Source organism: Zhongshania aliphaticivorans, from assembly GCF_001586255.1.
GTDB classification, from domain to species: domain Bacteria; phylum Pseudomonadota; class Gammaproteobacteria; order Pseudomonadales; family Spongiibacteraceae; genus Spongiibacter; species Spongiibacter aliphaticivorans.
In genome coordinates this window covers 2,364,479-2,385,402 of the sequence record NZ_CP014544.1, presented here as the reverse complement: position 1 = coordinate 2,385,402, position 20,924 = coordinate 2,364,479, and the positions used below count along the sequence as shown (strand labels likewise).

17 protein-coding genes are annotated in these 20,924 nt (G+C 51.7%); 16 read left to right on the top strand and 1 reads right to left on the bottom strand.

Features of this window, described 5'->3' with window-relative positions:
• Window positions 1-289: 289 nt before the first annotated feature.
• The 3 genes from AZF00_RS10585 (at window position 290) to AZF00_RS10575 (ending at window position 4,537) form a co-directional block, all read left to right on the top strand.
• Window positions 290-2,875, top strand: a complete 2,586-nt coding sequence (locus AZF00_RS10585) for a TonB-dependent receptor (RefSeq protein ID WP_008249623.1) — start codon at window positions 290-292, stop codon at window positions 2,873-2,875.
• 82 nt (window positions 2,876-2,957) lie between these two features.
• Window positions 2,958-3,938, top strand: a complete 981-nt coding sequence (locus AZF00_RS10580; protein WP_008249625.1) for an XdhC family protein — start codon at window positions 2,958-2,960, stop codon at window positions 3,936-3,938.
• Entirely contained in the window at window positions 3,938-4,537 is a 600-nt protein-coding gene (locus tag AZF00_RS10575) for a nucleotidyltransferase family protein (protein WP_008249626.1), read from the top strand. Before AZF00_RS10580 ends, AZF00_RS10575 begins: the two co-directional genes overlap by 1 nt.
• Window positions 4,538-4,539: 2 nt before the next feature.
• On the opposite strand, the gene AZF00_RS10570 is transcribed toward AZF00_RS10575, so the two are convergent.
• Window positions 4,540-5,418 carry a LysR family transcriptional regulator gene (locus AZF00_RS10570; protein WP_008249628.1) on the bottom strand — a complete coding sequence of 293 codons (879 nt, stop codon included), beginning with the start codon at window positions 5,416-5,418 and terminating at the stop codon, window positions 4,540-4,542.
• Window positions 5,419-5,562: 144 nt separating this feature from the next.
• Between AZF00_RS10570 and leuC the strand changes: the two genes are divergently transcribed.
• From leuC to AZF00_RS10505, 13 genes are all read left to right on the top strand, one after another.
• On the top strand, window positions 5,563-6,984 hold the full coding sequence (leuC, locus tag AZF00_RS10565) for a 3-isopropylmalate dehydratase large subunit (RefSeq protein ID WP_008249636.1): 1,422 nt from the start codon (window positions 5,563-5,565) through the stop codon (window positions 6,982-6,984).
• Window positions 6,985-6,994: 10 nt separating this feature from the next.
• A complete protein-coding gene (gene leuD / locus AZF00_RS10560) occupies window positions 6,995-7,645 on the top strand; it encodes a 3-isopropylmalate dehydratase small subunit (RefSeq protein WP_008249644.1) in 651 nt (216 codons plus the stop codon).
• Window positions 7,646-7,748: 103 nt separating this feature from the next.
• Window positions 7,749-8,774: a 3-isopropylmalate dehydrogenase gene (gene leuB, locus AZF00_RS10555; RefSeq protein ID WP_050985202.1), complete on the top strand. Its 1,026-nt coding sequence runs from the start codon at window positions 7,749-7,751 to the stop codon at window positions 8,772-8,774.
• Between the two features lie 74 nt (window positions 8,775-8,848).
• Window positions 8,849-9,967: an aspartate-semialdehyde dehydrogenase gene (gene asd / locus AZF00_RS10550; protein ID WP_008249647.1), complete on the top strand. Its 1,119-nt coding sequence runs from the start codon at window positions 8,849-8,851 to the stop codon at window positions 9,965-9,967.
• Window positions 9,967-10,932, top strand: coding sequence for an Asd/ArgC dimerization domain-containing protein (locus tag AZF00_RS10545; RefSeq protein WP_008249649.1), 966 nt, complete (start codon window positions 9,967-9,969; stop codon window positions 10,930-10,932). Before asd ends, AZF00_RS10545 begins: the two co-directional genes overlap by 1 nt.
• Before the next feature lie 140 nt (window positions 10,933-11,072).
• The gene (locus AZF00_RS10540; protein WP_062383763.1) at window positions 11,073-14,339 is read left to right on the top strand and encodes a FimV/HubP family polar landmark protein; all 3,267 of its coding nucleotides are present in this window, start codon (window positions 11,073-11,075) and stop codon (window positions 14,337-14,339) included.
• Window positions 14,340-14,360: 21 nt separating this feature from the next.
• Window positions 14,361-15,197, top strand: coding sequence for a tRNA pseudouridine(38-40) synthase TruA (truA, locus tag AZF00_RS10535; RefSeq protein WP_062383756.1), 837 nt, complete (start codon window positions 14,361-14,363; stop codon window positions 15,195-15,197).
• A gap of 75 nt (window positions 15,198-15,272) precedes the next feature.
• Window positions 15,273-15,908, top strand: coding sequence for a phosphoribosylanthranilate isomerase (locus AZF00_RS10530; protein WP_062383753.1), 636 nt, complete (start codon window positions 15,273-15,275; stop codon window positions 15,906-15,908).
• The gene (gene trpB / locus AZF00_RS10525; RefSeq protein ID WP_062383751.1) at window positions 15,909-17,132 is read left to right on the top strand and encodes a tryptophan synthase subunit beta; all 1,224 of its coding nucleotides are present in this window, start codon (window positions 15,909-15,911) and stop codon (window positions 17,130-17,132) included.
• Window positions 17,133-17,144: 12 nt separating this feature from the next.
• A complete protein-coding gene (gene trpA, locus AZF00_RS10520) occupies window positions 17,145-17,954 on the top strand; it encodes a tryptophan synthase subunit alpha (RefSeq protein WP_062383748.1) in 810 nt (269 codons plus the stop codon).
• A 156-nt stretch (window positions 17,955-18,110) separates the two neighbouring features.
• Entirely contained in the window at window positions 18,111-18,980 is an 870-nt protein-coding gene (accD, locus tag AZF00_RS10515; protein WP_008249662.1) for an acetyl-CoA carboxylase, carboxyltransferase subunit beta, read from the top strand.
• A 14-nt stretch (window positions 18,981-18,994) separates the two neighbouring features.
• Window positions 18,995-20,308, top strand: a complete 1,314-nt coding sequence (gene folC, locus AZF00_RS10510) for a bifunctional tetrahydrofolate synthase/dihydrofolate synthase (protein ID WP_062383745.1) — start codon at window positions 18,995-18,997, stop codon at window positions 20,306-20,308.
• Entirely contained in the window at window positions 20,308-20,922 is a 615-nt protein-coding gene (locus AZF00_RS10505; protein ID WP_062383742.1) for an SPOR domain-containing protein, read from the top strand. The genes folC and AZF00_RS10505 overlap by 1 nt, the downstream gene beginning before the upstream one ends.
• Window positions 20,923-20,924 lie beyond the last annotated feature (2 nt).

Here is a 20,924-nt window from a genome sequence, read left to right as displayed (position 1 = left end):
AAAATGACGACCAGCTCTCAATGAGGGCTGGTCTATCATGTTAGTCTTTAAACGAGTTGTTCTATATCGCTCAGCCTTAACTACATAAAACAGACGATTATTTTAGGTGGCTATAGTCGCTATGCTTATTAAAAATGCCATTTCATTGAACCATTAGTAAAAATGCTATATGTTTTCGATGCAAACATTTTGCTAGCAACGTATAATAACGACGACTTTATATAGGCCGCTAGTCCAGCTGACTCAGTCAGGTGGCAGCATATAAAAATTAACTGCATCTGGAGGTCATATGACCTTGAAAAGAACCATTTCCGACTTTCGCTTATCTGCTTTAGCCGCTGGTCTTCTGTTGTGTTCAGCACACAGTCAAGCAGCCGGCGTACTCGAGGAAGTTATCGTTACGGCCACTTTACGTGCCGAAAGTCTTCAAGACGTTCCAGTATCAGTCAACGCGGTATCTGGTGATAAAATGATGGAGGCGGGCATTAGCAAGGTAGAAGACCTGCAAGCTTACGTCCCCAACCTGACCATGTCAGAAACCGGTATCGGTACTAATATTTACATTCGCGGTATTGGCTCGGGTATTAACCCTGGCTTCGAACAGTCAGTTGGTATGTATTTCGACGGCGTTAGCTACGGTCGCGCGCAATTAACACGTGCACCGTTCTTGGATTTGGCGCGGGTCGAGGTTTTGCGTGGTCCGCAAAATATACTTTTTGGTAAAAACAGTATTGCCGGGGCCTTGAGTCTGATCTCAGCGCGGCCTGGTCAAGAGTTTGAAGGCTTGGTGTCTGGTACTTTTGAAGCGGAAACCAACGAGCGAGTTTTGGACTTTGTTGTTTCTGGTCCGCTGACAGACAATATTGGTGGTCGTTTGGCGATTCGCAAACGTGAAATCGACGGCCATATGGAGAACTTGACGCTTAACCGTGATGAGCCTCAGCGTGACGAGCAGACAATACGCGCTATGTTCGTGTGGGATGCGACCGCAGATTTAACAGCGGCATTAAAATTTGAAATTGGCCAATTCGATGTAAATGGTCGTCAAATCGAAATTATTAATGACCAAGCGTCGACCTCTGATACAGATGCGTTTAATGGTCGTACCTATGGTCAAATATTAGATTTTACTGAGATTAATGTTGGTCCAGTAAATCTCGTAACCGTAGATGCGGACTCGTCGGTTTTGAACAACTATCAAGACTATAAGCGTTCATCTAATGGTGATTACAGCTACAACGATACCCATAACGTAACACTGAACGTGGATTACGTTTGGGGCGATCATACCTTTACCTTTATTACGGGTGTACTTGGTTATAAAACCTCTGAATTGTGCGACTGTGATTTTACCGGCGCTTCAGTATTCAGTGTTGCGGCAGAAGAAGAATACAATCAGTTTAGCCAGGAGTTTCGCTGGGTGTCGCCCGTTGGCGAAACCTTTGAGTTTATTGCTGGTGCGTTCTTTCAACACAGTGAGTTAGATTTCTTCGACAGTATTCGTGTCGAAAGCGATATTCTTCCGCAGTTGTTGAATGCCGCAGATATCCAGGAAGCCGGTGCTCGCGGAGAACGTCCTCCGTTCGATGCTACGGGTGGTCCATTCGATAACGTCACCCAGGCCCAGGTTGCAGGTACGCCGTTGGCACCGCTATTCCAGCCGCTATTTGATGCGGGTGTGTTAGAGCTTGGTGGCATAGGTGACGCTGGTGATGAAATAGTAAATCTTGGTACGCCTCGCGACTTTAGTTCTACTACAGACTTGATCTCAGGTTTCGTGCAAGCCACGTGGAATGTAACCGATCTGACTCGCGCGACCCTTGGTCTGCGTTATTCTTATGAAGAGAAGGAAGGTAGCCGCAGCCTAAACTTCAGCGATATCAGTACTGGTGAAATTCGCGCTGAAGGTGAAATTGACACAGTTGTTGCGAAGAACTTTTCTGCAGAAAGACATAACCTTAGCGGCTCGCGTAAGGGCGGGAATTTAGCGCCGTCGTTGAATATCCAGCACGACTGGAGCAACGATGTGATGCTGTATGCAACGGCAAGCATTGGTTATAAGTCTGGTGGTTACGACGCGCGCTCAAATGCCTCTCCCGAGGCTAATGTGATCCGTCCATTGCAAAACCCTGATTCTGATCCAATCATTTTAGTTGGTAGCTTCGAATATGATGAAGAGCAGGCCACTAGCTTGGAGGCGGGTGCTAAAACAACTTTGCTAGATGGCGCGGCTGAGTTGAATATTGCAGCTTTCTACACCCAGTATGATGATCTTCAGGTTAGTATTTTTGATGGTACCTTGGGCTTTAACGTCGGTAACGCTGGCGCAGCAACTACCATGGGTATTGAGCTAGACGGTCGTATGGCCCTGACAGAAAACTTGATGATGACTGGTGCCTTGGCATTCTTAGACTTTGAGTTTACTGACTTTGAAAATGGCCAGTGTTACCAGGGGCAGACGCCAGATTATATGGTTGAAGGCAATCCTTACTGTGATTACAAGGGTAAGACTAACCAGTATGTGGCAGACTACTCAGGTAATATGACCTTTGTTTACACCACGATGGTGAGCAAGGATTTAGAGTTCCGCGGCGGTGCTGACTTTGTCTTCACTGGTGCTTACAACTCTTCGCAGAACCTTGATCCAAGTCAGGAGCAGGATGCGTATATTAAAACTAACTTACGCTTCTCTTTAGCTGATGTGACCGCTGGTTGGGAAGCCGCTCTGTTGGTTAAGAATGCGACTGATGAAACAACAATCTCTTACTCAAATGATACGCCATTAGCGAATAGCATCTTTGGCGCGGCAGGTCACTACGGTTTCGTAGAGGCGCCACGCACCATCGCGCTGCAGGCCACTTACCGCTGGTATTGATTTTGTCCTAAGGGATAAACGAATATAACGCCGCGTCAGCGGCGTTTTTTTTGGCTGAAATTTAAGTGCAAGGTCATATCGAGTGAAAACAATAGATCAATTAGTGCTGGCAGCGGCCTTAGCATTTTTGCAGCGGGGTGAATCCGGCTGGCTGTGTACCGTAGTAAAAACCTTTGGCGCCTCGCCTCGGCCATTGGGTTCTATAATGGCCTTAGATGAGCAGGGTAATGTGCATGGCTCCTTGTCTGGCGGTTGTATAGAAGATGAGCTGCTCGCCAAATTACAAGGCGGAGAGCTTGCTGTCGCTGAGCCAGTATTATTGGAATACGGGGTGAGCCCAGAGGAGAATGAGCGTTTTGGTCTGCCCTGTGGCGGACGCATGCATATTTTGCTTGAGCCTTTGTCACCCAATAAAATTCGCTGTGATTTGCTCGAGGAATTAAGTAGTGCACTGGCGGCGCGCCAGCCCATACGTCGCACTGTGGGTTTGGCAACAGGTGATTGGCAGCTTAGCGCCGTGAGTAGTTGTCAGGCCCTACACATTGATGACAAAAGGCTGCAGCAAGATTTTGGTCCGCGCTTCCAATTGTTACTCATCGGCGCGAATGAATTGGCGCGTTGCATTGCCGAAATAGCGCTCGCTATGGATTATCGGGTTTTGGTTTGTGATCCACGAGAAGATCGCCGTAAACAGTGGTCGGTTAATGGTGCTGAGCTATTGGCGGACATGCCCGATGATGCGGTGAGTGAGCACGGCGATACGTTTACGGCGGTGGTGACCTTGACCCACGATCCACGGATCGATGATATGGCATTAATGCAGGCCCTAACCCAAAGCTTGTTTTATGTGGGGGCGCTTGGTTCTCAGCGAACATCCGATAAGCGTCGTGTCCGTTTGAGGGAGCTCGATATTAGCGATCAGCAGTTACAACAATTGCACGCCCCGGTTGGGCTGCCGATTGGCAGTAAATCTGCCATGGAAATCGCCGTGGCGATTATGGCGCAGTTAACGCAATTGCGGGCAGGAAAGCGGCGAGCAGACAATGAGGTGCCAGCAAACTAATGAGTTTGCCCATACTGATATTGGCGGCGGGAAAAAGCCGGCGCTTTGGCGAGGCAGATAAACGTTTTGCACCACTACCTCACGGTGGGGTATTGGTGAATGCCTTGGTGCGGCGGTCGCGCAAAGCGGGTCTTAATGTTTCGGTGGTCATTGACGCGGGTGACGATGTTTCTGCTCGTATCGATGCGCCGTGCATTTTGTCGGCCAACGCTAGCTTGGGTATGGGGCATAGCATAGCTGATGGGGTCGCGCATTTAGGCTTAAAGTCGTCGGCGCAGGGGGTATTGATTCTGCCGGTGGATTTGCCGCTGTTGCGAATAGAATCGCTGCTTGCAGTCGCAAAAATTCTTAAGCCAGACACTATTGTGATGCCGGTGTGTGCGGGGCGACGGGGCCACCCAGTTGGGTTTGGTCGCAACTTCTGGCCGCAATTGTGCGAGTTGCGTGGCGATGTTGGCGCAAAGTCGGTATTAACAAGTCAGGCTAAATTTGTTGAAGAAGTGGTTGTGGGCGACAAAGGGATTTACCAAGACGCGGATACCCCAGCGCAAATGGCGGAACTATTACTCAGGCTGAAACCGCGCCTGCGGCCGGAGTAAGTTTATTTTGGCGCGCGCTCTGCCAGCAGTAACTCGATAAATGCGTCGGCGGCATTTGATAAGCTGCGGCTGCGGTGGTGTACGCAGCCCAGGGTGCGCGACAAGGCCTGGCCCTGCCATTGCAGCGCCACTACTGTGTCGTCGAGTAGGGTGAGCGGCAAAATACTCCAACCTAAGCCAATACTGACCATCACCTTGATGGTTTCCAAATAGTTGGTCGACATGCCAATGTTCATGCTCAGGCCCTGCCGGTCGAATAACTCCTTAATGATTTGCCCTGTGTAGGTGTTTAAGCCAGGCGGTAGCGCGGTGTGTTGGCTGAGCATGTCGGCGCTCACGGTGTTGAACTTGGCCAGAGGGTGGTCTTTGGCCACGGTGACGGACAGTGGGTCTTCCCAGATCGGGATCGATAGCAGTTGTTGATCGTCGCTGGGTGATAGGGTGATCACCGCTAAATCCATCTCGCCATGCAAAATGCGCTGGTGGGCAAGTTCTGAATCCATAAAGTCGATATCGAGTTTTACCTCGGGATAGCGCTGGCTGAACTCGCGCAATACTGGCGGCAGGCGGTGTAAGCCTATGTGGTGGCTTATGCCCATCGACAGGCGGCCACTAACCGAGCCGCGCAGGTCGTGAATGCTGCGCACGGCCTCCTTAATGTCTTGCAGTATGCGCCGACTCTGGGGCATGAGCGCGCGACCGGCCTCGGTTAAATGGATGTTGCGGCCAATGCGGTCAAATAATTTGCAGCTTAATTGCCGCTCCAAGGCGGCTATGCGTTTGCTCACCGCGGGTTGGGTAATATGCAGTTGTTCTGCTGCCAGCGAAAAGGATTGTTGTTCGGCGACGGCGAGAAAAGCTTTTAAAGATTCGGTATCCATGCCGAATTGTATTTGTATTCTTATATGGAATGCAAATAATGAAAAATATGAATTTGTGTTATTTGATGTGCCTGCGTAATATTGCAGCTCTGAAAATTACTCTTTTTAGTCAGTACGGCGGAACAGGATATGGCTGGTCAAGATATGAAAGGACAAACACTTTACGACAAATTGTGGGCGGCTCACTTGGTCAAAGAGCGCGACGATGGCACGGCGCTGCTGTATATCGACCGTCATTTGGTACACGAAGTCACCTCGCCACAGGCTTTTGAAGGCCTGCGTTTGGCGGGGCGCAGCCCCTGGCGGGTAACGGCAAATTTGGCAACGCCAGACCACAATGTGCCCACCGAAGCGGTTGAGCGCAGCGGCGGGGTAGAGGCCATTGCCGACGAGGTGTCGCGTATTCAAGTGCGCACCTTAGACGAGAATTGCAGCGAATTTGGTATTACCGAATTTTCAATAAATGATGTGCGCCAAGGCATTGTGCACGTGGTTGGTCCAGAGCAGGGCGCAACTCTGCCAGGCATGACCGTGGTGTGTGGTGATTCCCACACGGCTACTCATGGCGCCCTAGGGGCATTGGCCCACGGTATTGGCACCTCTGAGGTTGAGCACGTCCTTGCCACCCAGTGCCTGATACAAAAGAAAAGCAAAAACATGCTGGTGCGGGTCGACGGTGAACTGGGTCCCGGCGTAACCGCAAAAGACGTGGTGCTGGCCATTATTGGCAAAATCGGTACGGCGGGTGGCACTGGCTACGCAATTGAGTTTGGTGGCGAGGTGATTCGCAAGCTGTCTATGGAAGGTCGTATGACCATCTGTAATATGGCGATTGAAGGCGGCGCTCGTGTCGGTATGGTTGCGGTAGACGATATTACCCTCGACTACGTTAACGGTCGTCCCTTTGCGCCCAGCGCTGCAGAGTGGGATGAAGCGGTTAAGTACTGGCGCACCCTGCACAGCGACGATGACGCGGTATTTGATGCCACGGTCGTGCTTAATGGCGCCGATATTCTGCCCCAAGTCACCTGGGGTACTAGCCCCGAGATGGTGTTGCCGATCAATGGCATTGTACCTAGCCCCAATGATTACACTGACCCTGCCAAGCGCAGCGGCTGTGAGCGGGCGCTGGAGTATATGGGCTTGAAAGCGGGCCAGGCGATTACCGATATTAAATTAGATCGCGTATTTATTGGCTCTTGTACCAATTCACGAATTGAAGATCTGCGCGAAGCAGCCGCTGTTGTACGCGGCAAAACAGTGGCTGCCAATGTGAAAGAGGCTTTGGTTGTGCCTGGTTCTGGCTTGGTTAAGAAGCAGGCCGAGGCCGAAGGTTTAGATAAAATTTTTATCGAAGCGGGTTTGTTGTGGCGCGAGCCAGGCTGCTCAATGTGCCTTGCCATGAATGCCGATAAGCTCGGCGCGGGCGAGCACTGCGCCTCGACCTCTAACCGCAATTTTGAAGGCCGTCAGGGCTTTGGTGGTCGCACCCATTTGGTGAGCCCCGCGATGGCAGCGGCAGCGGCGATAGCAGGTCATTTTGTTGATGTTCGAGACTGGATTTGAGGAATTGGCTATGAAAGCATTTACAGTGTTAGACGGTATTGTGGCGCCAATGGATCGCGCAAATGTAGATACCGATATGATTATTCCCAAGCAGTTTTTAAAGTCGATCAAGCGCAGCGGCTTTGGTCCTAATTTGTTTGATGAGCTGCGTTATCTTGATGAAGGGCAGCCGGGTCGCGACAATAGTCAGCGCCCGCTAAACCCAGACTTCCCCTTAAACCAGCCGCGTTATCAAGGCGCCGAAATTTTGTTGGCACGAGAAAATTTTGGTTGCGGCTCAAGTCGCGAGCACGCGCCCTGGGCATTAGAAGATTACGGCTTTAGCTGCGTGATTGCGCCGAGCTTTGCCGATATTTTCTTCAATAACTGCTTTAAAAATGGCATTTTGCCGATTGTTTTGCCAGCGGCCAAAGTGGCTGAGCTGTTTGCTGCAATGTATGCCGATGAAGGCTATAAGCTCAAAATAGACTTGCCCGCGCAGACGGTAATTACTCCAGCAGGCGAGTCGATCCCCTTTGAGGTAGATGAATTCCGCAAGCACTGCCTCGTTAACGGCTTGGACGATATTGGTTTAACGCTGCAAGACGCCGATGACATTCGCGCCTATGAGAGTAAGTTGATGACGAAGTCGCCGTGGCTGTTTCGTGAGCACATCGCTTAATAAATTGGTTTAGCAACAGTAAAAGCTATTTTAAAAGGAATATAAGGTGTCTACACAAAGAACGATTGCAGTATTACCTGGCGACGGGATTGGTCATGAAATCATGGCCGAAGCGGTGAAGGTCTTAGAAAACATCAATACCCGTTTTGGCTTGGGTTTAAATTTAGAGCATGCCTTAGTGGGCGGTTCTGCTATTGATGCCCACGGTAGTGCGTTGCCCGAGGCGACCTTTGAACTGTGCGCCCGGGCTGATGCAATTCTACTGGGTGCAGTGGGTGGTCCTAAGTGGGATAAACTGCCGGTTGCAGAGCGCCCTGAGAAGGCAGGTTTATTAGAAATTCGTCGGCGTTTGGATTTGTTTGGTAATTTACGTCCCGCGATTTTGTATCCGCAGTTGGCAAATGCCTCGTCGCTGAAGCCCGAGTTGGTTGCGGGTTTGGATATTCTGATCGTGCGGGAGCTGACCGGCGGTATTTATTTTGGCCAGCCTCGCGGTATTCGAGTTTTAGAAAATGGCGAGCGCGAAGGCTATAACACCTACGTGTACAACGAGTCCCAGATTCGGCGCATCGGTAAAGTCGCTTTTGAGGCGGCGCAAAAGCGCGGTGGTCGCCTGTGCTCTGTCGATAAAGCCAATGTCTTGGAAGTAACCATGCTGTGGCGAGAAGTGATGGACGACATGGCCAAGGACTACCCCGATGTTGAGCTGAGTCATATGTATGTCGACAATGCCGCCATGCAGCTGATTCGCGAACCCAAGCAGTTTGATGTAGTGGTTACTGGTAATATGTTTGGTGATATTTTGTCTGACGCCGCCGCCATGCTCACGGGTTCAATTGGCATGCTGCCGTCCGCCTCGCTGGATGTGAATGGCCGGGGTATGTACGAGCCTTGTCACGGTTCGGCGCCTGATATTGCAGGACAAAACAAAGCAAACCCATTGGCGACGATTTTGTCGGTGGCGATGATGTTGCGTTATTCGCTGGCAGAGCCGGATGCGGCGCAAGCGATTGAAGACGCCGTAAGCAAAGTACTGGACAAGGGGCTGCGTACTGGTGATATCTTCTCGCCGGGCAGCACCCTCGTGAACACCGTAGAAATGGGCGATGCCGTTATCGCTGCGCTCTAAGGCGCACAAGACTTTTCGCGGTAGATATTAGCGCTGGCGGTGTCGCTGGTCGCAAAACAGCTTTAGGAGTCATTATGAAAAAAGTAGGATTTGTAGGTTGGCGCGGTATGGTTGGCTCAGTATTGATGGGTCGGATGCTAGATGAAAAAGACTTTGACAGTATTGAGCCGGTATTTTTCACCACCTCTAATGTCGGTGGACAGGGCCCTACGATTGGTCGTGATATCGAGGCCTTAAAAGACGCCAATGATGTGGCTGAATTGCGGCAAATGGACATTATTATTTCCTGCCAGGGTGGCGACTATACCAAGTCAGTGTTTCCCGCCTTGCGCGAGGGCGGTTGGGATGGCTACTGGATTGATGCGGCCTCTTCACTGCGTATGGATGACTCGGCGATCATCACCCTCGACCCCGTTAACCTCGACGTGATTAAAGACGGTTTGAGCCGCGGCGTTAAAAACTTTATCGGCGGCAACTGTACCGTGAGCTTAATGCTGATGGCTGTTGGCGGTTTATTCCGTGAAGGCTTGGTTGAGTGGGTTAGCGCTCAAACATATCAGGCGGCTAGCGGCGCCGGTGCACAAAATATGCGTGAATTGATTAACCAGATGGGCACTGTACGGGACTGCGTTGCCGACGAATTGGCCGATCCTCGCTCTAATATTCTCGATATTGACCGTAAAGTCGCCGAGATGATGCGCAGCGATGCCTTTCCTAAAGAACAGTTTGGTCACGCCTTGGCGGGCAGCTTACTGCCGTGGATTGATACTCAGCTGGAAAATGGTCAGAGCCGCGAAGAGTGGAAGGGCCAAGCCGAGACCAATAAAATTCTTGGCCGCGAACAGTCGCCTATCGCCATTGACGGCAACTGCGTGCGTATTGGCGCTATGCGCTGCCATAGCCAGGCATTGACAATTAAGCTCAACAAAAACGTTGCGATTAACGAAGTGGAAAGCATCTTGGCCAGTGCCAATGACTGGGTGCAAGTTGTGCCTAATGATCGCGCCGAAACTCTCGCCAAACTCACGCCGACCGCCGTCACCGGCAAGCTTCATGTGCCCGTTGGTCGTTTGCGCAAATTGAATATGGGCGAGCAGTATCTGTCGGCCTTTACTGTAGGTGACCAGTTGTTGTGGGGCGCTGCCGAGCCGCTGCGCCGGATGCTGCGAATTTTGCTTGGAGATATCAAGTAATGGCCTTTAAACGCGTTGCGATTTTTGGTGCCACCGGACTTGAAGGCGAGTCACTGCTGGAAGCCTTGTCTGGAATGGAGCTTGGCATTGAAACTGCGAGCGTGTTTGCGGCAGATGCCGAGGGCGAAACTGCTATGTTTCGCGGTCGTCCGGTTGCGGTAAAGGCGCCGGACACCGCTGACTTTAGCGCCTTAGATCTGGCTATATTTCTCCCCGAGGTCGGCAGCGATGCCGCCTTGGTGGACGCCGCTTGTGACGCCGGTATTGTAGTGTTAGACGCCACCGATACCTTGGCGCAGCGCGATGATGTGGCCATGTTTTGCGAGGGTGCTGAGGTTGCGGCGGGCAAGCTATTCGCAATCGCGGATGCCGCCACTAGTCATGTCGCGGCGTTGCTTCAGCAATTGGCGCCGACGACCATTAAGCGGGTTGATATTAGTGTTGCGCAAGCGGTATCGGTGGCGGGGCGCGATGGTATCGAAGCGCTAGCGGCTGAGACTGCGCGCCTGCTCGGCGGGCAAACCCCTGACACCACGGCGCTTGGTCAGCAGATTGCCTTTAATGTACTGCCGCAGTCTGCCGATCGCGCAGCGGCTGAGTTAGAGCATAATTTAAGTCGCTTGCTGGGTGACAATATTACAGTTATTGCCAATGTCATGATGGTGCCGGTCTTTTATGGTCACACAATTATGTTGCGGGTGGCCTGTGAGGAGCGGCCTGATTTGTCGGCACTGCGCGGTCGGTTAAACGAGGATTCACGCTTCCGTTTATTTCCAAATGAAGACGCAGAACAAGCTTCGCCAGTGTGCTTGCAAGGCAGTGATTGTATCGATATAGACCAACTTTATTACGACAGACGTGACGAAACGGCCTTTCGTTGTACTGTTGTCGGTGATAATCTCCGTAAAGGTGCGGTGTTTAACATTATTGAGCTGCTTAAAAACTTGATTAAAATCAACATCTAGCTAATATCTACGCATGTGATTTGGAGATGCAGCTGGTCTTCGCATTGCGTGGATTCCGCAAGGTAGATTTACTTAATATAAAAAGCAGTATTTCAGTGTAGCCGCTGAGAGCTGAGTGCTAAGACACAGACGGTGATAATATGGTTAGGAAGAGGCTTGCGACTGCGGTACTGGTAACGAGTGCCCTGCATAGCGGATTAGCGAGCGCACTCGGCTTAGGTGAGCTGACGCTTAGCTCTGCGCTAAATCAGCCTTTTCGTGCAGAAATTCCCCTGCGAGATGTTGGTGAGCTTGATGTTGAGCAAATTAGAATCGCACTTGCTGACGATACCGCTTTTGAAAATGCTGGCGTAGAACGCAGCCAGTTTCTGAGTTCCCTTGAATTCCAAGTGGAATTGCAGGGCGGCGGCAATGGTCGCATCATCGTTACCACTACGAATACCGTTCAAGAACCTTACTTAGACTTCATTGTGGAAGTGCGTTGGCCCAACGGTAAAATGAACCGAGAATATACGGTTTTATTAGATTTACCGGTATTTGCCAAAGCGTCACCGGCGCCGACAGTCAATGTGGCGCGTAGTGTTGCGCCGAGTGCGCCAGCGGTTAAAGCTGCTGTCGTTCAAGATACTGCTCCTAATCGCGAGCCGGGTGGCAGTATCGGCGTGGCTAATCGTACTGCACCTTTGGTGCGTGACGTTGACCAGCAACAGCGTTTGCCCGCAGCTGCAGATCCCACTGAATACCGGGTTCAGCACCACGATACCATGTGGAAAATTGCGGAAAATCTGCGTCCGAGCTCTTATGTGACCACTCAGCAAACTATGCTGGCCCTGCTTAAAAAGAATCCAAAAGCTTTTGTTGCCGGCAATGTGAATCGGATTAAATCTGGTTATATATTACGGATCCCTAGCGAGGCTGAAGTTCACGAAATTAACCACGACCAAGCCGTTGACGAAATTCGCAACCAAGCCAGAGAGTGGCGTGGCGAAAAAGTCAATCGCGTTGCTGCCGATAAAAAAGCCACTTTAAGCACGGCGTCATCGAACGCTGTTCCAGCGCGCGCGCCCCAGCTAGATGCGACAGATAAGACCGGTCGGGAGGCGCCTGCCGTTGAGGAGCAGGCGGTTAAATTTTCAGTCGGTAGCGCTGGCAGTGATACCGCCGCAGGCAATGAAGTTGAAGCTCTCCGTCAAAAGGTGCGGGAAGAGCAGGAGAATCTCGATAAATCAGTGTTAGAGAATGGCGCTATGCAAGCGCGCGTCCTCGAAATGGAAAAGCAGATTCGCACGCTGCAAAATTTAATTACACTGAAAAATACCCAGTTAGCCGCCTTGCAAACCGGTTTGGCGAAAGGCGATGGCGACGCTGCGGTGGCGGCACTTGCTGAAAACGAAGCAATTAGTCAAGACGACGAACAAGAGGCAATGGCTCCGTTAGCAGACAATGACGGCGGCGCATTAGTGGCAGGCTCCGAACCAGATGCTGGTCCGGCGGTGGCGAATACGCCAAGCGCTCCTGAAGCAGAGTCTCCCATCGAGACTAGCACGGCGTCATCAGACACCAGTTTAATGGCCACTGCGCAGGCCTGGCTTAGCAATGGTTTTGTGAAATTAATCGGTTTAGGCGTGGCAATTTTGGCCTTGCTTATTTTGATTCTGCGCCGCCGTGGCAATGAGGCTGATAGTGAGGCCGATCTGGCCGCCTTTGAAGCTAGCTTGGCGTCAAGTGATGTGGCAGATGCCGATGTGTTTTCGGCTAAACGCGATAACTTTGATTTTGATATAGGCAATACTGAAGCGACAGAGTTGAGCGATATTGCTGGCGAAGATAGTGAGCCGTCTTTTAATGCCGATGATTTCGATTTTGACAAACTTGATGCTGCCACTGACGCGACTGACGACCTCGGTATGGATGAGGGCGAAATTACTGTCAGCGCCGTTGAAACTGAGTCAGTCCAGCCTCAAACCGGCGATATTGTTGCGGAGGCAGATATTTATGTTGCCTATGGGCGTTACGATCAAGCCGCCAGCTTATTAAAAACAGCGATTGCCCAGGACCCAGACAACGCAGATTTACACGTTAAGTTAGTGGATATTTATTTGGATACCCGCGACCGTGAAAACTTTACCGAGGCATTTGCTGGATTGCGCAGCTTGGGTGATGCCGCTGCGATTGCCCGTGTTAAAGAATCAATGTCAGCTATTGATGGCGTAAGTGACTGGCTCGATGCCGAAAATGAGTTTGATGACTTGACTGTCGCTGGCAATTCGACCGCTGAGCTTGTTGAATCAGAATTGGATTTTGAGCTTGGTGACGATCTGGACTTTGAACTCAGTGATTTGGATGCGGATAAAGCGGATTCTGCTAGCGATGACCTCGCGTCGCTAGAATTAGACGAGACTGGCAGTGATGAACTCGGTGTCGATTTTGCGAATACTCGCGCACCCGAGGCTGCAGGTGGTGAACAGGGTGATAAAGGGGAGCTAGGTGATGACGTGGCCTCTGATAGCAAATCCCTTGACGATTCAGTCCGAAATGCTGAGGCCGATGCTCTTGCCTCGCTGGATGTCGATTTAGCCGACCTCGATTTTGATTTTGAGCCTAATGCCGCCGTCAGTGACTCGGCGGGAGAGAGCGAAAAAGCGTCTTTTGATTTTGCGGATTTCGACGACGTCGATTTGGGTAAGGGCGATGCGGACCTGGCTGCTACTGCGGAAGACGCGGGTTTAGATAGCAAAGATGACAGCGCGCTTTCTGATGAAGATGATTTCGAATTTGATTTTGCCGCGCTAGATGAGGCGGAAGAAGCTGAAGCAAGTGCCGCAAACGGCTCTGAGCCAGATACCCTGCCACCAAGCAGTAGCGCGAATGGGGATACATTGTCGTCATTAGCAGCGGATAGCGATTTGGATCTTGATTTAGATCTCTCTAGCTTCGATGTGGAAAACGACGACGAGTTACTCTCATTTGAGGGCTCTGATGCTGATTTAGACCTTGATTTGACAGATTTCGACGCGCCGCTAAGTCCAGTCGCGGATTTAGATTTGTCTACCGAGAGCAGTGAAACTGCTGCGGTCGCGGCGGACGATGAGTTTTTTGTCGATGCCGCTGACGCCGGGTTAGAGAGCGGTGAATTAGCGAGCGCGGAAACGACGAATAAAGCAAATGAGGGCGAGGGTATCGCCGTAGAAGATTTGAGTTTCGACGAGTTTGATGCTGATGAGGGTGAGGGCGAGTTTGATAATTTACTCGATACCGAATCTGTGGCCACTAAGCTTGATCTCGCTCGCGCTTACGTAGATATGGGTGATAGTGACGGCGCTCGCGAAATGCTTGAAGAAGTACTCGTAGAAGGCGATATACAGCAGCAAAGTGATGCGCAGGCATTGTTGGATATTATTGGTTAATCATCAGATGTGGCAGTTGGCATGACGAGCTTCGATCGCTTTGCCGATGAGCTATTACCCTTAGGAAGTCGCATAGCACTTGCCTTTGAATACCAAGGGAGTGCTTATCGCGGCTGGCAGAGTCAGTTAAAACCGCAGGTGGCGACTATTCAGGAGCGGCTCGAAAAAGCCATTTCTGCAATCGCTGCTGCGCCGGTAACCGTGATGTGCGCCGGTCGAACAGACGCAGGCGTGCATGCCACTCATCAAATTGTTCATTTTGACGCGCCAGCAAGTCGCTCTTTGCGGTCTTGGGTTGCCGGGGTGAATGCCAAGCTACCAAAAGACATCGCGGTGCTATGGGCGCAACAGGTGCGGGATGATTTTCACGCGCGTTTTTCGGCAACAGCCCGGCGCTATCGCTACGTTATTCTCAATCAACCCCGACGCTCAGCGCATCTTGTGCATGGCGTGACCTTGGTCGACGCCGAATTAGATGAAAAACTGATGCATGAAGAAGCGCAGGTATTGTTGGGTGAGCAGGATTTTAGCGGATTTCGGGCGGCGTCTTGCCAGTCAAATACCGCAATGCGCAACATCCATTTTGCCAATGTGAGTCGTCGTGGTCGCTATGTCGTCATTGATATCGCTGGCAACGCGTTTTTGCATCATATGGTGAGGAATATCGCAGGCGTGCTTATTGCAGTCGGCAGTGGTGAAATGCCAGCGGGCTGGACACGTCAAGTTTTAGAGGGGCGCGATCGCAGCAAGGGCGGGGTTACCGCCAAGCCCGATGGATTGTATTTGGTTGATGTAACTTACCCCGAACACTTTAATTTGCCCAAAACCCACTTAGGTCCTGATTTTCTTGTGTCCTGAGGTGGCCTTTTACAGACACGTCCCTAGCTTATTTGTTAATATTCGCTCCAATTAATTGCCTGGCTGTTCATCTAAGTGTCCCGTACCCGCGTAAAAATCTGTGGTATTACCCGAGCTGAAGACGCTGCGGCAGCGATACGTGCCGGTGCGGATGCCCTGGGCTTTGTTTTTTACGCAAAAAGCCCGCGCAGTGTGAGTGCTGCACAGGCAGCCGAACTCATGGCGGGGCTACCGGTCTTTGTTAGTAAGGTGGGGCTATTTGTTAATGCCGACGCCGAAGAAGTCAGGCAGGTATTAGCCGTGTGTGAACTGGATTTGTTGCAGTTTCACGGCGATGAAACCCCAGCGTATTGTGCGTCTTTTGCTAAACCCTATATGAAAGCGATACGGATGCGTGATGGCGTCGATGTGGCAGAGGCGATGCAGGCCTATGCCAGTGCCTCGGCAATATTGCTCGACAGCTATAAACCGGGTGTGCCGGGCGGCACGGGGGAATCTTTCGACTGGGCGCGGCTTCCCACCAATAGTGAACGGCCCTTGCTTCTTGCTGGCGGTTTGCGACCAGATAATGCCGGGGCTGCAATTGCGAGCTGTAAACCCTATGCCTTGGATGTCAGTGGCGGCGTTGAATCTGCGCCGGGTATTAAATGTGCCCACGCCATGACACGTTTTATTGAAGCGGTCAGCCAAGCTGACCGACGGGAGGATTGAGTGAGTAGTAAGGTAGTAACACCTGATTTTAGCCAGTTTCCAGACGCCAGCGGCCATTTTGGCCCCTATGGCGGTCGCTTTGTCTCCGAAACCTTAATTTTTGCGCTAGACGAATTGGCTGCGGCCTACCAGCGCTTGCGCAAAGACCCTGGGTTTCAAGCGGAATTTGACCATGACCTGGCCCACTATGTGGGGCGTCCATCACCACTCTATTACGCCAAACGTTGGTCAGAAGAAGTGGGTGGTGCGCGGATTTTCCTTAAGCGTGAAGATCTTAATCACACCGGTGCGCACAAAGTAAATAACACGGTTGGCCAAGCGTTGTTGGCCAAATACATGGGTAAAAAACATGTGATCGCGGAAACCGGTGCGGGCCAGCACGGCGTTGCGACGGCAACCGTTGCTGCGCGTTTGGGCATGAGCTGCCAGGTATTTATGGGCGAAGAGGATATTCAGCGTCAGGCCCTAAATGTCTATCGCATGAAATTACTCGGCGCTGAGGTGATTTCGGTTAAATCCGGTTCGCGCACGCTGAAAGATGCCATGAACGAAGCCATGCGCAACTGGGTAACCAATGTAGACGACACGTTTTACATTATTGGCACTGCGGCGGGCCCGCACCCATACCCGATGTTAGTTCGAGACTTTCAATCGGTTATTGGCCGCGAAGCGCGGGAACAGTGTTTGGCTCAGAATGGCCGCCTACCAGACGCCTTGGTTGCCTGTGTTGGCGGTGGCTCTAACGCTATCGGCTTATTTCACCCCTTTCTTAACGACGAAGGCGTGGCCATGTACGGGGTTGAAGCTGGCGGGCACGGCGTCGCGAGCGGTGAACACGCTGCGCCTTTAAACGACGGTATTCCGGGAATATTGCACGGTAACCGCACCTACCTAATGCAGGACGAAGCGGGGCAAATTATTGAAACCCACTCGGTCTCAGCGGGCCTTGATTACCCCGGTGTTGGTCCTGAGCATTCGTGGTTGAAGGACATGGGGCGCGTGAACTATGTTGCAATCGACGACGATGAGGCCTTGGCGGCATTCCGCAAACTCACTTTAGTTGAAGGTATTATGCCCGCGCTAGAGTCTGCTCACGCCGTCGCGTATGCCGAAAAATTGGCTAAAACCATGAGTCCGGAGCAGCATATCGTAGTGAATCTGTCTGGCCGTGGTGATAAAGACATTCATACCGTCGCAACACTCGACGGTATTGGGATTGAATAACGGGGAAGTATTTTGAGTCGTTTAGCTGCTTTATTTACAAGTTTAAAAACCCAGGGCCGCAAGGCCTTGGTACCGTATATTGTTGCCGGCGACCCTGAGCCTTCGGTAACTGTGAGCTTAATGCATGAGCTGGTTCGCCAAGGCGCCGATATTATTGAATTGGGGGTGCCGTTTTCCGACCCCATGGCGGAAGGTCCAGTTATTCAGTTAGCCCACGAGCGCGCCTTGGCTCACAAGGTATCATTGACGATGGCCTTGGCGATGGTTGCCGAGTTCCGTCAGACTGACAGCAAAACCGCTGTGGTATTAATGGGTTATGCGAATCCGATCGAGCGCATGGGCTATGAGGTGTTCGCTGAGCGCGCAGCGGCGGCGGGGGTAGACGGTTTGTTGACCGTTGATATGCCACCAGAGGAGGCCGAAGAGCCGAGCCGGATACTGAAAGCGGCCGGTGTTGATAATATCTTCCTGCTCGCGCCGACCACGGACAATACCCGTATCGCCAAAATTGCTGCATTGGCAAGCGGCTACCTTTATTGCGTTGCCTTAAAAGGGGTGACGGGTGCTGGTAACCTTGATATTTCAGCGGTCACTCAGCTATTAAATAATATTAAGGCGCACACAGATCTGCCGATTACGGTCGGTTTTGGCATTAAAGACGGTGCCTCTGCTGCTGCCTTGGCGCCGCTGTGTGCTGGCGTTGTTGTCGGTAGCGCCTTGATCGAGCGCTTGGCCAGTGCCGATCGGAGTCAGGGAGATAGCGTTTGGATTCCCTCAGTACTTTCGTTGATCGGTGAAATGCGCGCCGCGATAGACGCATAGTGACTGCGTATTACGTGATTTAAAGGTCGGTGTGATGCTGCCATTTTTCGTGTGAATACGCTAAAGTGGCGCCCGGACTGAGCTGTTTTTTATAGAATATTTGTGTAGTGGTTTTGTACATTCAGCCAACGGCTGGATAACTAACAGGAACGGATTATGAGTTGGGTAGACAAAATTCTTCCTTCGGGAGTGCGTCGGGTAGAGTCGGAAAAGCGCAGCGCTAAAGGTGTGGTGCCGGAAGGTCTATGGAAAAAGTGCGTGAAGTGCGAGGCGGTTTTGTATCGTCCCGAGTTGGAAAGCAATATGGACGTTTGTCCTAAATGTGACCACCACATGCGCATTGGTGCACGTCGGCGTATTGCTTTGTTTCTCGATGAGGCTGGCCGAGAGGAAATTCTTGCCCATATCGAGCCTGTTGATCGCCTCAAATTTAAAGACAAAAAGAAATACCGCGACCGTTTGACCGCAGCGCAAAAGTCGACGGGTGAAAAAGACGCACTTGTCGCCTATACCGGTAAGGTTAAAGGTCTGCCTGTTGTGGTTGTGGCTTTTGAATTTAACTTCCACGGCGGTTCAATGGGTTCTGCTGTAGGTGAAAAATTCACCCAAGCTGCCAATGTCGCCATGAAAGAAGGCTGGCCATTGATTTGTTTCTCGGCTTCTGGCGGTGCGCGCATGCAAGAAGCGCTTATTTCCTTAATGCAAATGGCCAAGACCAGTGCAGTACTTGAACGCATGAAGCAGAACAGCGTGCCCTATGTGTCGGTAATGACCGACCCTATCTACGGTGGCGTGTCGGCGAGCTTGGCTTTACTTGGTGATATTAATGTTGCCGAGCCGGGCGCGCGGGCCGGTTTTGCAGGTCCTAATATTATTGAGCAAACCATTCGTCAAAAATTACCGCCAGGCTTTCAGCTCAGCGAGTTTTTATTGGCCCACGGCGCAATCGATATGATTGTGCGTCGAGCTGATATGCGTGACACCCTTAGTCGAATACTGTCTAGCCTTACGCATTACACCCATTAAGCACGATAAAGGCGATGCGCTTTACGACGCTTGAAGAGTGGCTGCAATGGCTGGAATGTCAGCACCCCCGTGCGATTGATTTGGGTCTTGAACGGGTTTCCGTTGTAGCCAAGGCCCTTAATATTGCCCTAGCTATGCCTGTTATCACGGTGGCGGGTACAAACGGCAAAGGCAGTTGTGTTGCGCTAAGTAGCGCCATTCTCGGTGCTGAAGGCTATCGGGTTGGCACGTACACCTCGCCCCATCTTGTTCATTACAACGAGCGTATTGTCATTGCCGGCCGGTATGTGAGCGACGATGAGTTGCTCGCCGCATTCAGTGCAATCGATGAAGCTCGCGGCGCCACGTCATTGACCTATTTTGAGTTTGGCACGCTGGCTGCCTTATGGCTTTTTCAGCGTGCGGAGCTCGATGTTGTCATCCTTGAGGTGGGGCTTGGCGGTCGTTTAGACGCGGTGAATATTGTCGACGCCGATATTGCCATTGTTAGCTCTATTGCGATTGACCATGAGGCTTGGTTAGGGCGCGACCGCGAGGTCATTGGCCGCGAGAAAGCTGGGGTTTTTCGCCAAGGTCGAATTGCGGTGGTGGGGGATGTGAACCCGCCGCAGTCGGTGTTGAGCTACGGGCGTGATATTGGCGCAGTTGTTTTATGCCGAGATCGCGACTTTTCTTATAGCGAATCAACAAGCCAGTGGGATTGGCAGGGCGTGGATGCACAGGGCGATAAGCTCGAATACCATGGCTTACCGCTACCCAGCGTACTGCTCGACAATGCCGCAACCGTTCTGCAAGCCTTGCAGTATCTGGATTTGAATGTTTCTGACGCTGCGGTGAGAAGCGGCTTGTCGCTTGTCGAGCTGTCGGGTCGCTGCCAACATATTGCCTTAGATGGCGTTGATATTGTTTTAGATGTCGCGCATAACCCCGCTGCAGTTGTTACACTGCGCCAACATTTGCAGCAATATCCCGTTAGCGGTCGTAGTCGTTGCGTTTTTGCGGTTATGGCTGATAAGGCTATTGCGGAAATACTCAGTATTTTACAGCCATGTTTCGAGAACTGGTGGTTGGCAGATTTAGATGGAAATAGCCGTGCCGCTGGAGCGAGTGACGTAGCCGGTATGTTAATGGCTCAGCAAGTCAGCGGAGTCGAGTACGGTGGCAGCGTGGCGGCAAGTATTCAGCAGGCTATAGCGCAATCAGCGAGCGGTGACCGTGTAGTGGTTTTTGGCTCTTTTTTCACCGTGGCAGAAGCCATGTTGTTTTTGTCCGAGCGTGGCGGGGTCGACGTGAGTTCGGTCATAACCGCCAAGGGGAATACATTGTGATGAGACAGCGCTTAATTGGTGCCTTGGTGTTACTCTGCGGCGGCGTCATTTTGTGGTCCTTGCTGTTTACCGGTCCGGCGGCCTCTAAGCTTGATCGCCATAGTCAAATTCCGGCGGCGCCACAATTTGAACCCTTGCTTGAGGCGGAGCCAGAGCGACCTGAAGGTATTACATCGGCTGACACTGAGCTTGTGCCGCCGCAGCCTGTTCCTCGTATAGACGATGAGGTGTCCTCCGCGCCGGTGCAAAGCAAATCGCGTCCTCCGGTGGTTGCGGCGGCCCCAAAGCCAAGCACTGCTCCGGCGGCAAAACCCGCGGTGCAGCAGCCAAGCAGCGAGGCGCCGAAGAAGCCCGGGTTGGATAAGCACGGCCTGCCATTAGCCTGGGTGGTGCAAGTGGGGGTGTTTGGCAATGCCGACAATGCGGCCGCCCTTAAAAAGTCACTACAAGGCGCGGGCTATAAAGCGTTTACAGATCAAATAGAACGTGGTGGCAAGCGTTTGCACAGAGTCTTGGTAGGGCCGGTGTTGAGCGAAGACAAGGCTGTTGCTCAGCAAGGCGCAATTAATACGCGATTCAATGTTAAGTCTATCGTTAATCGCTTTGAGCCATAGCA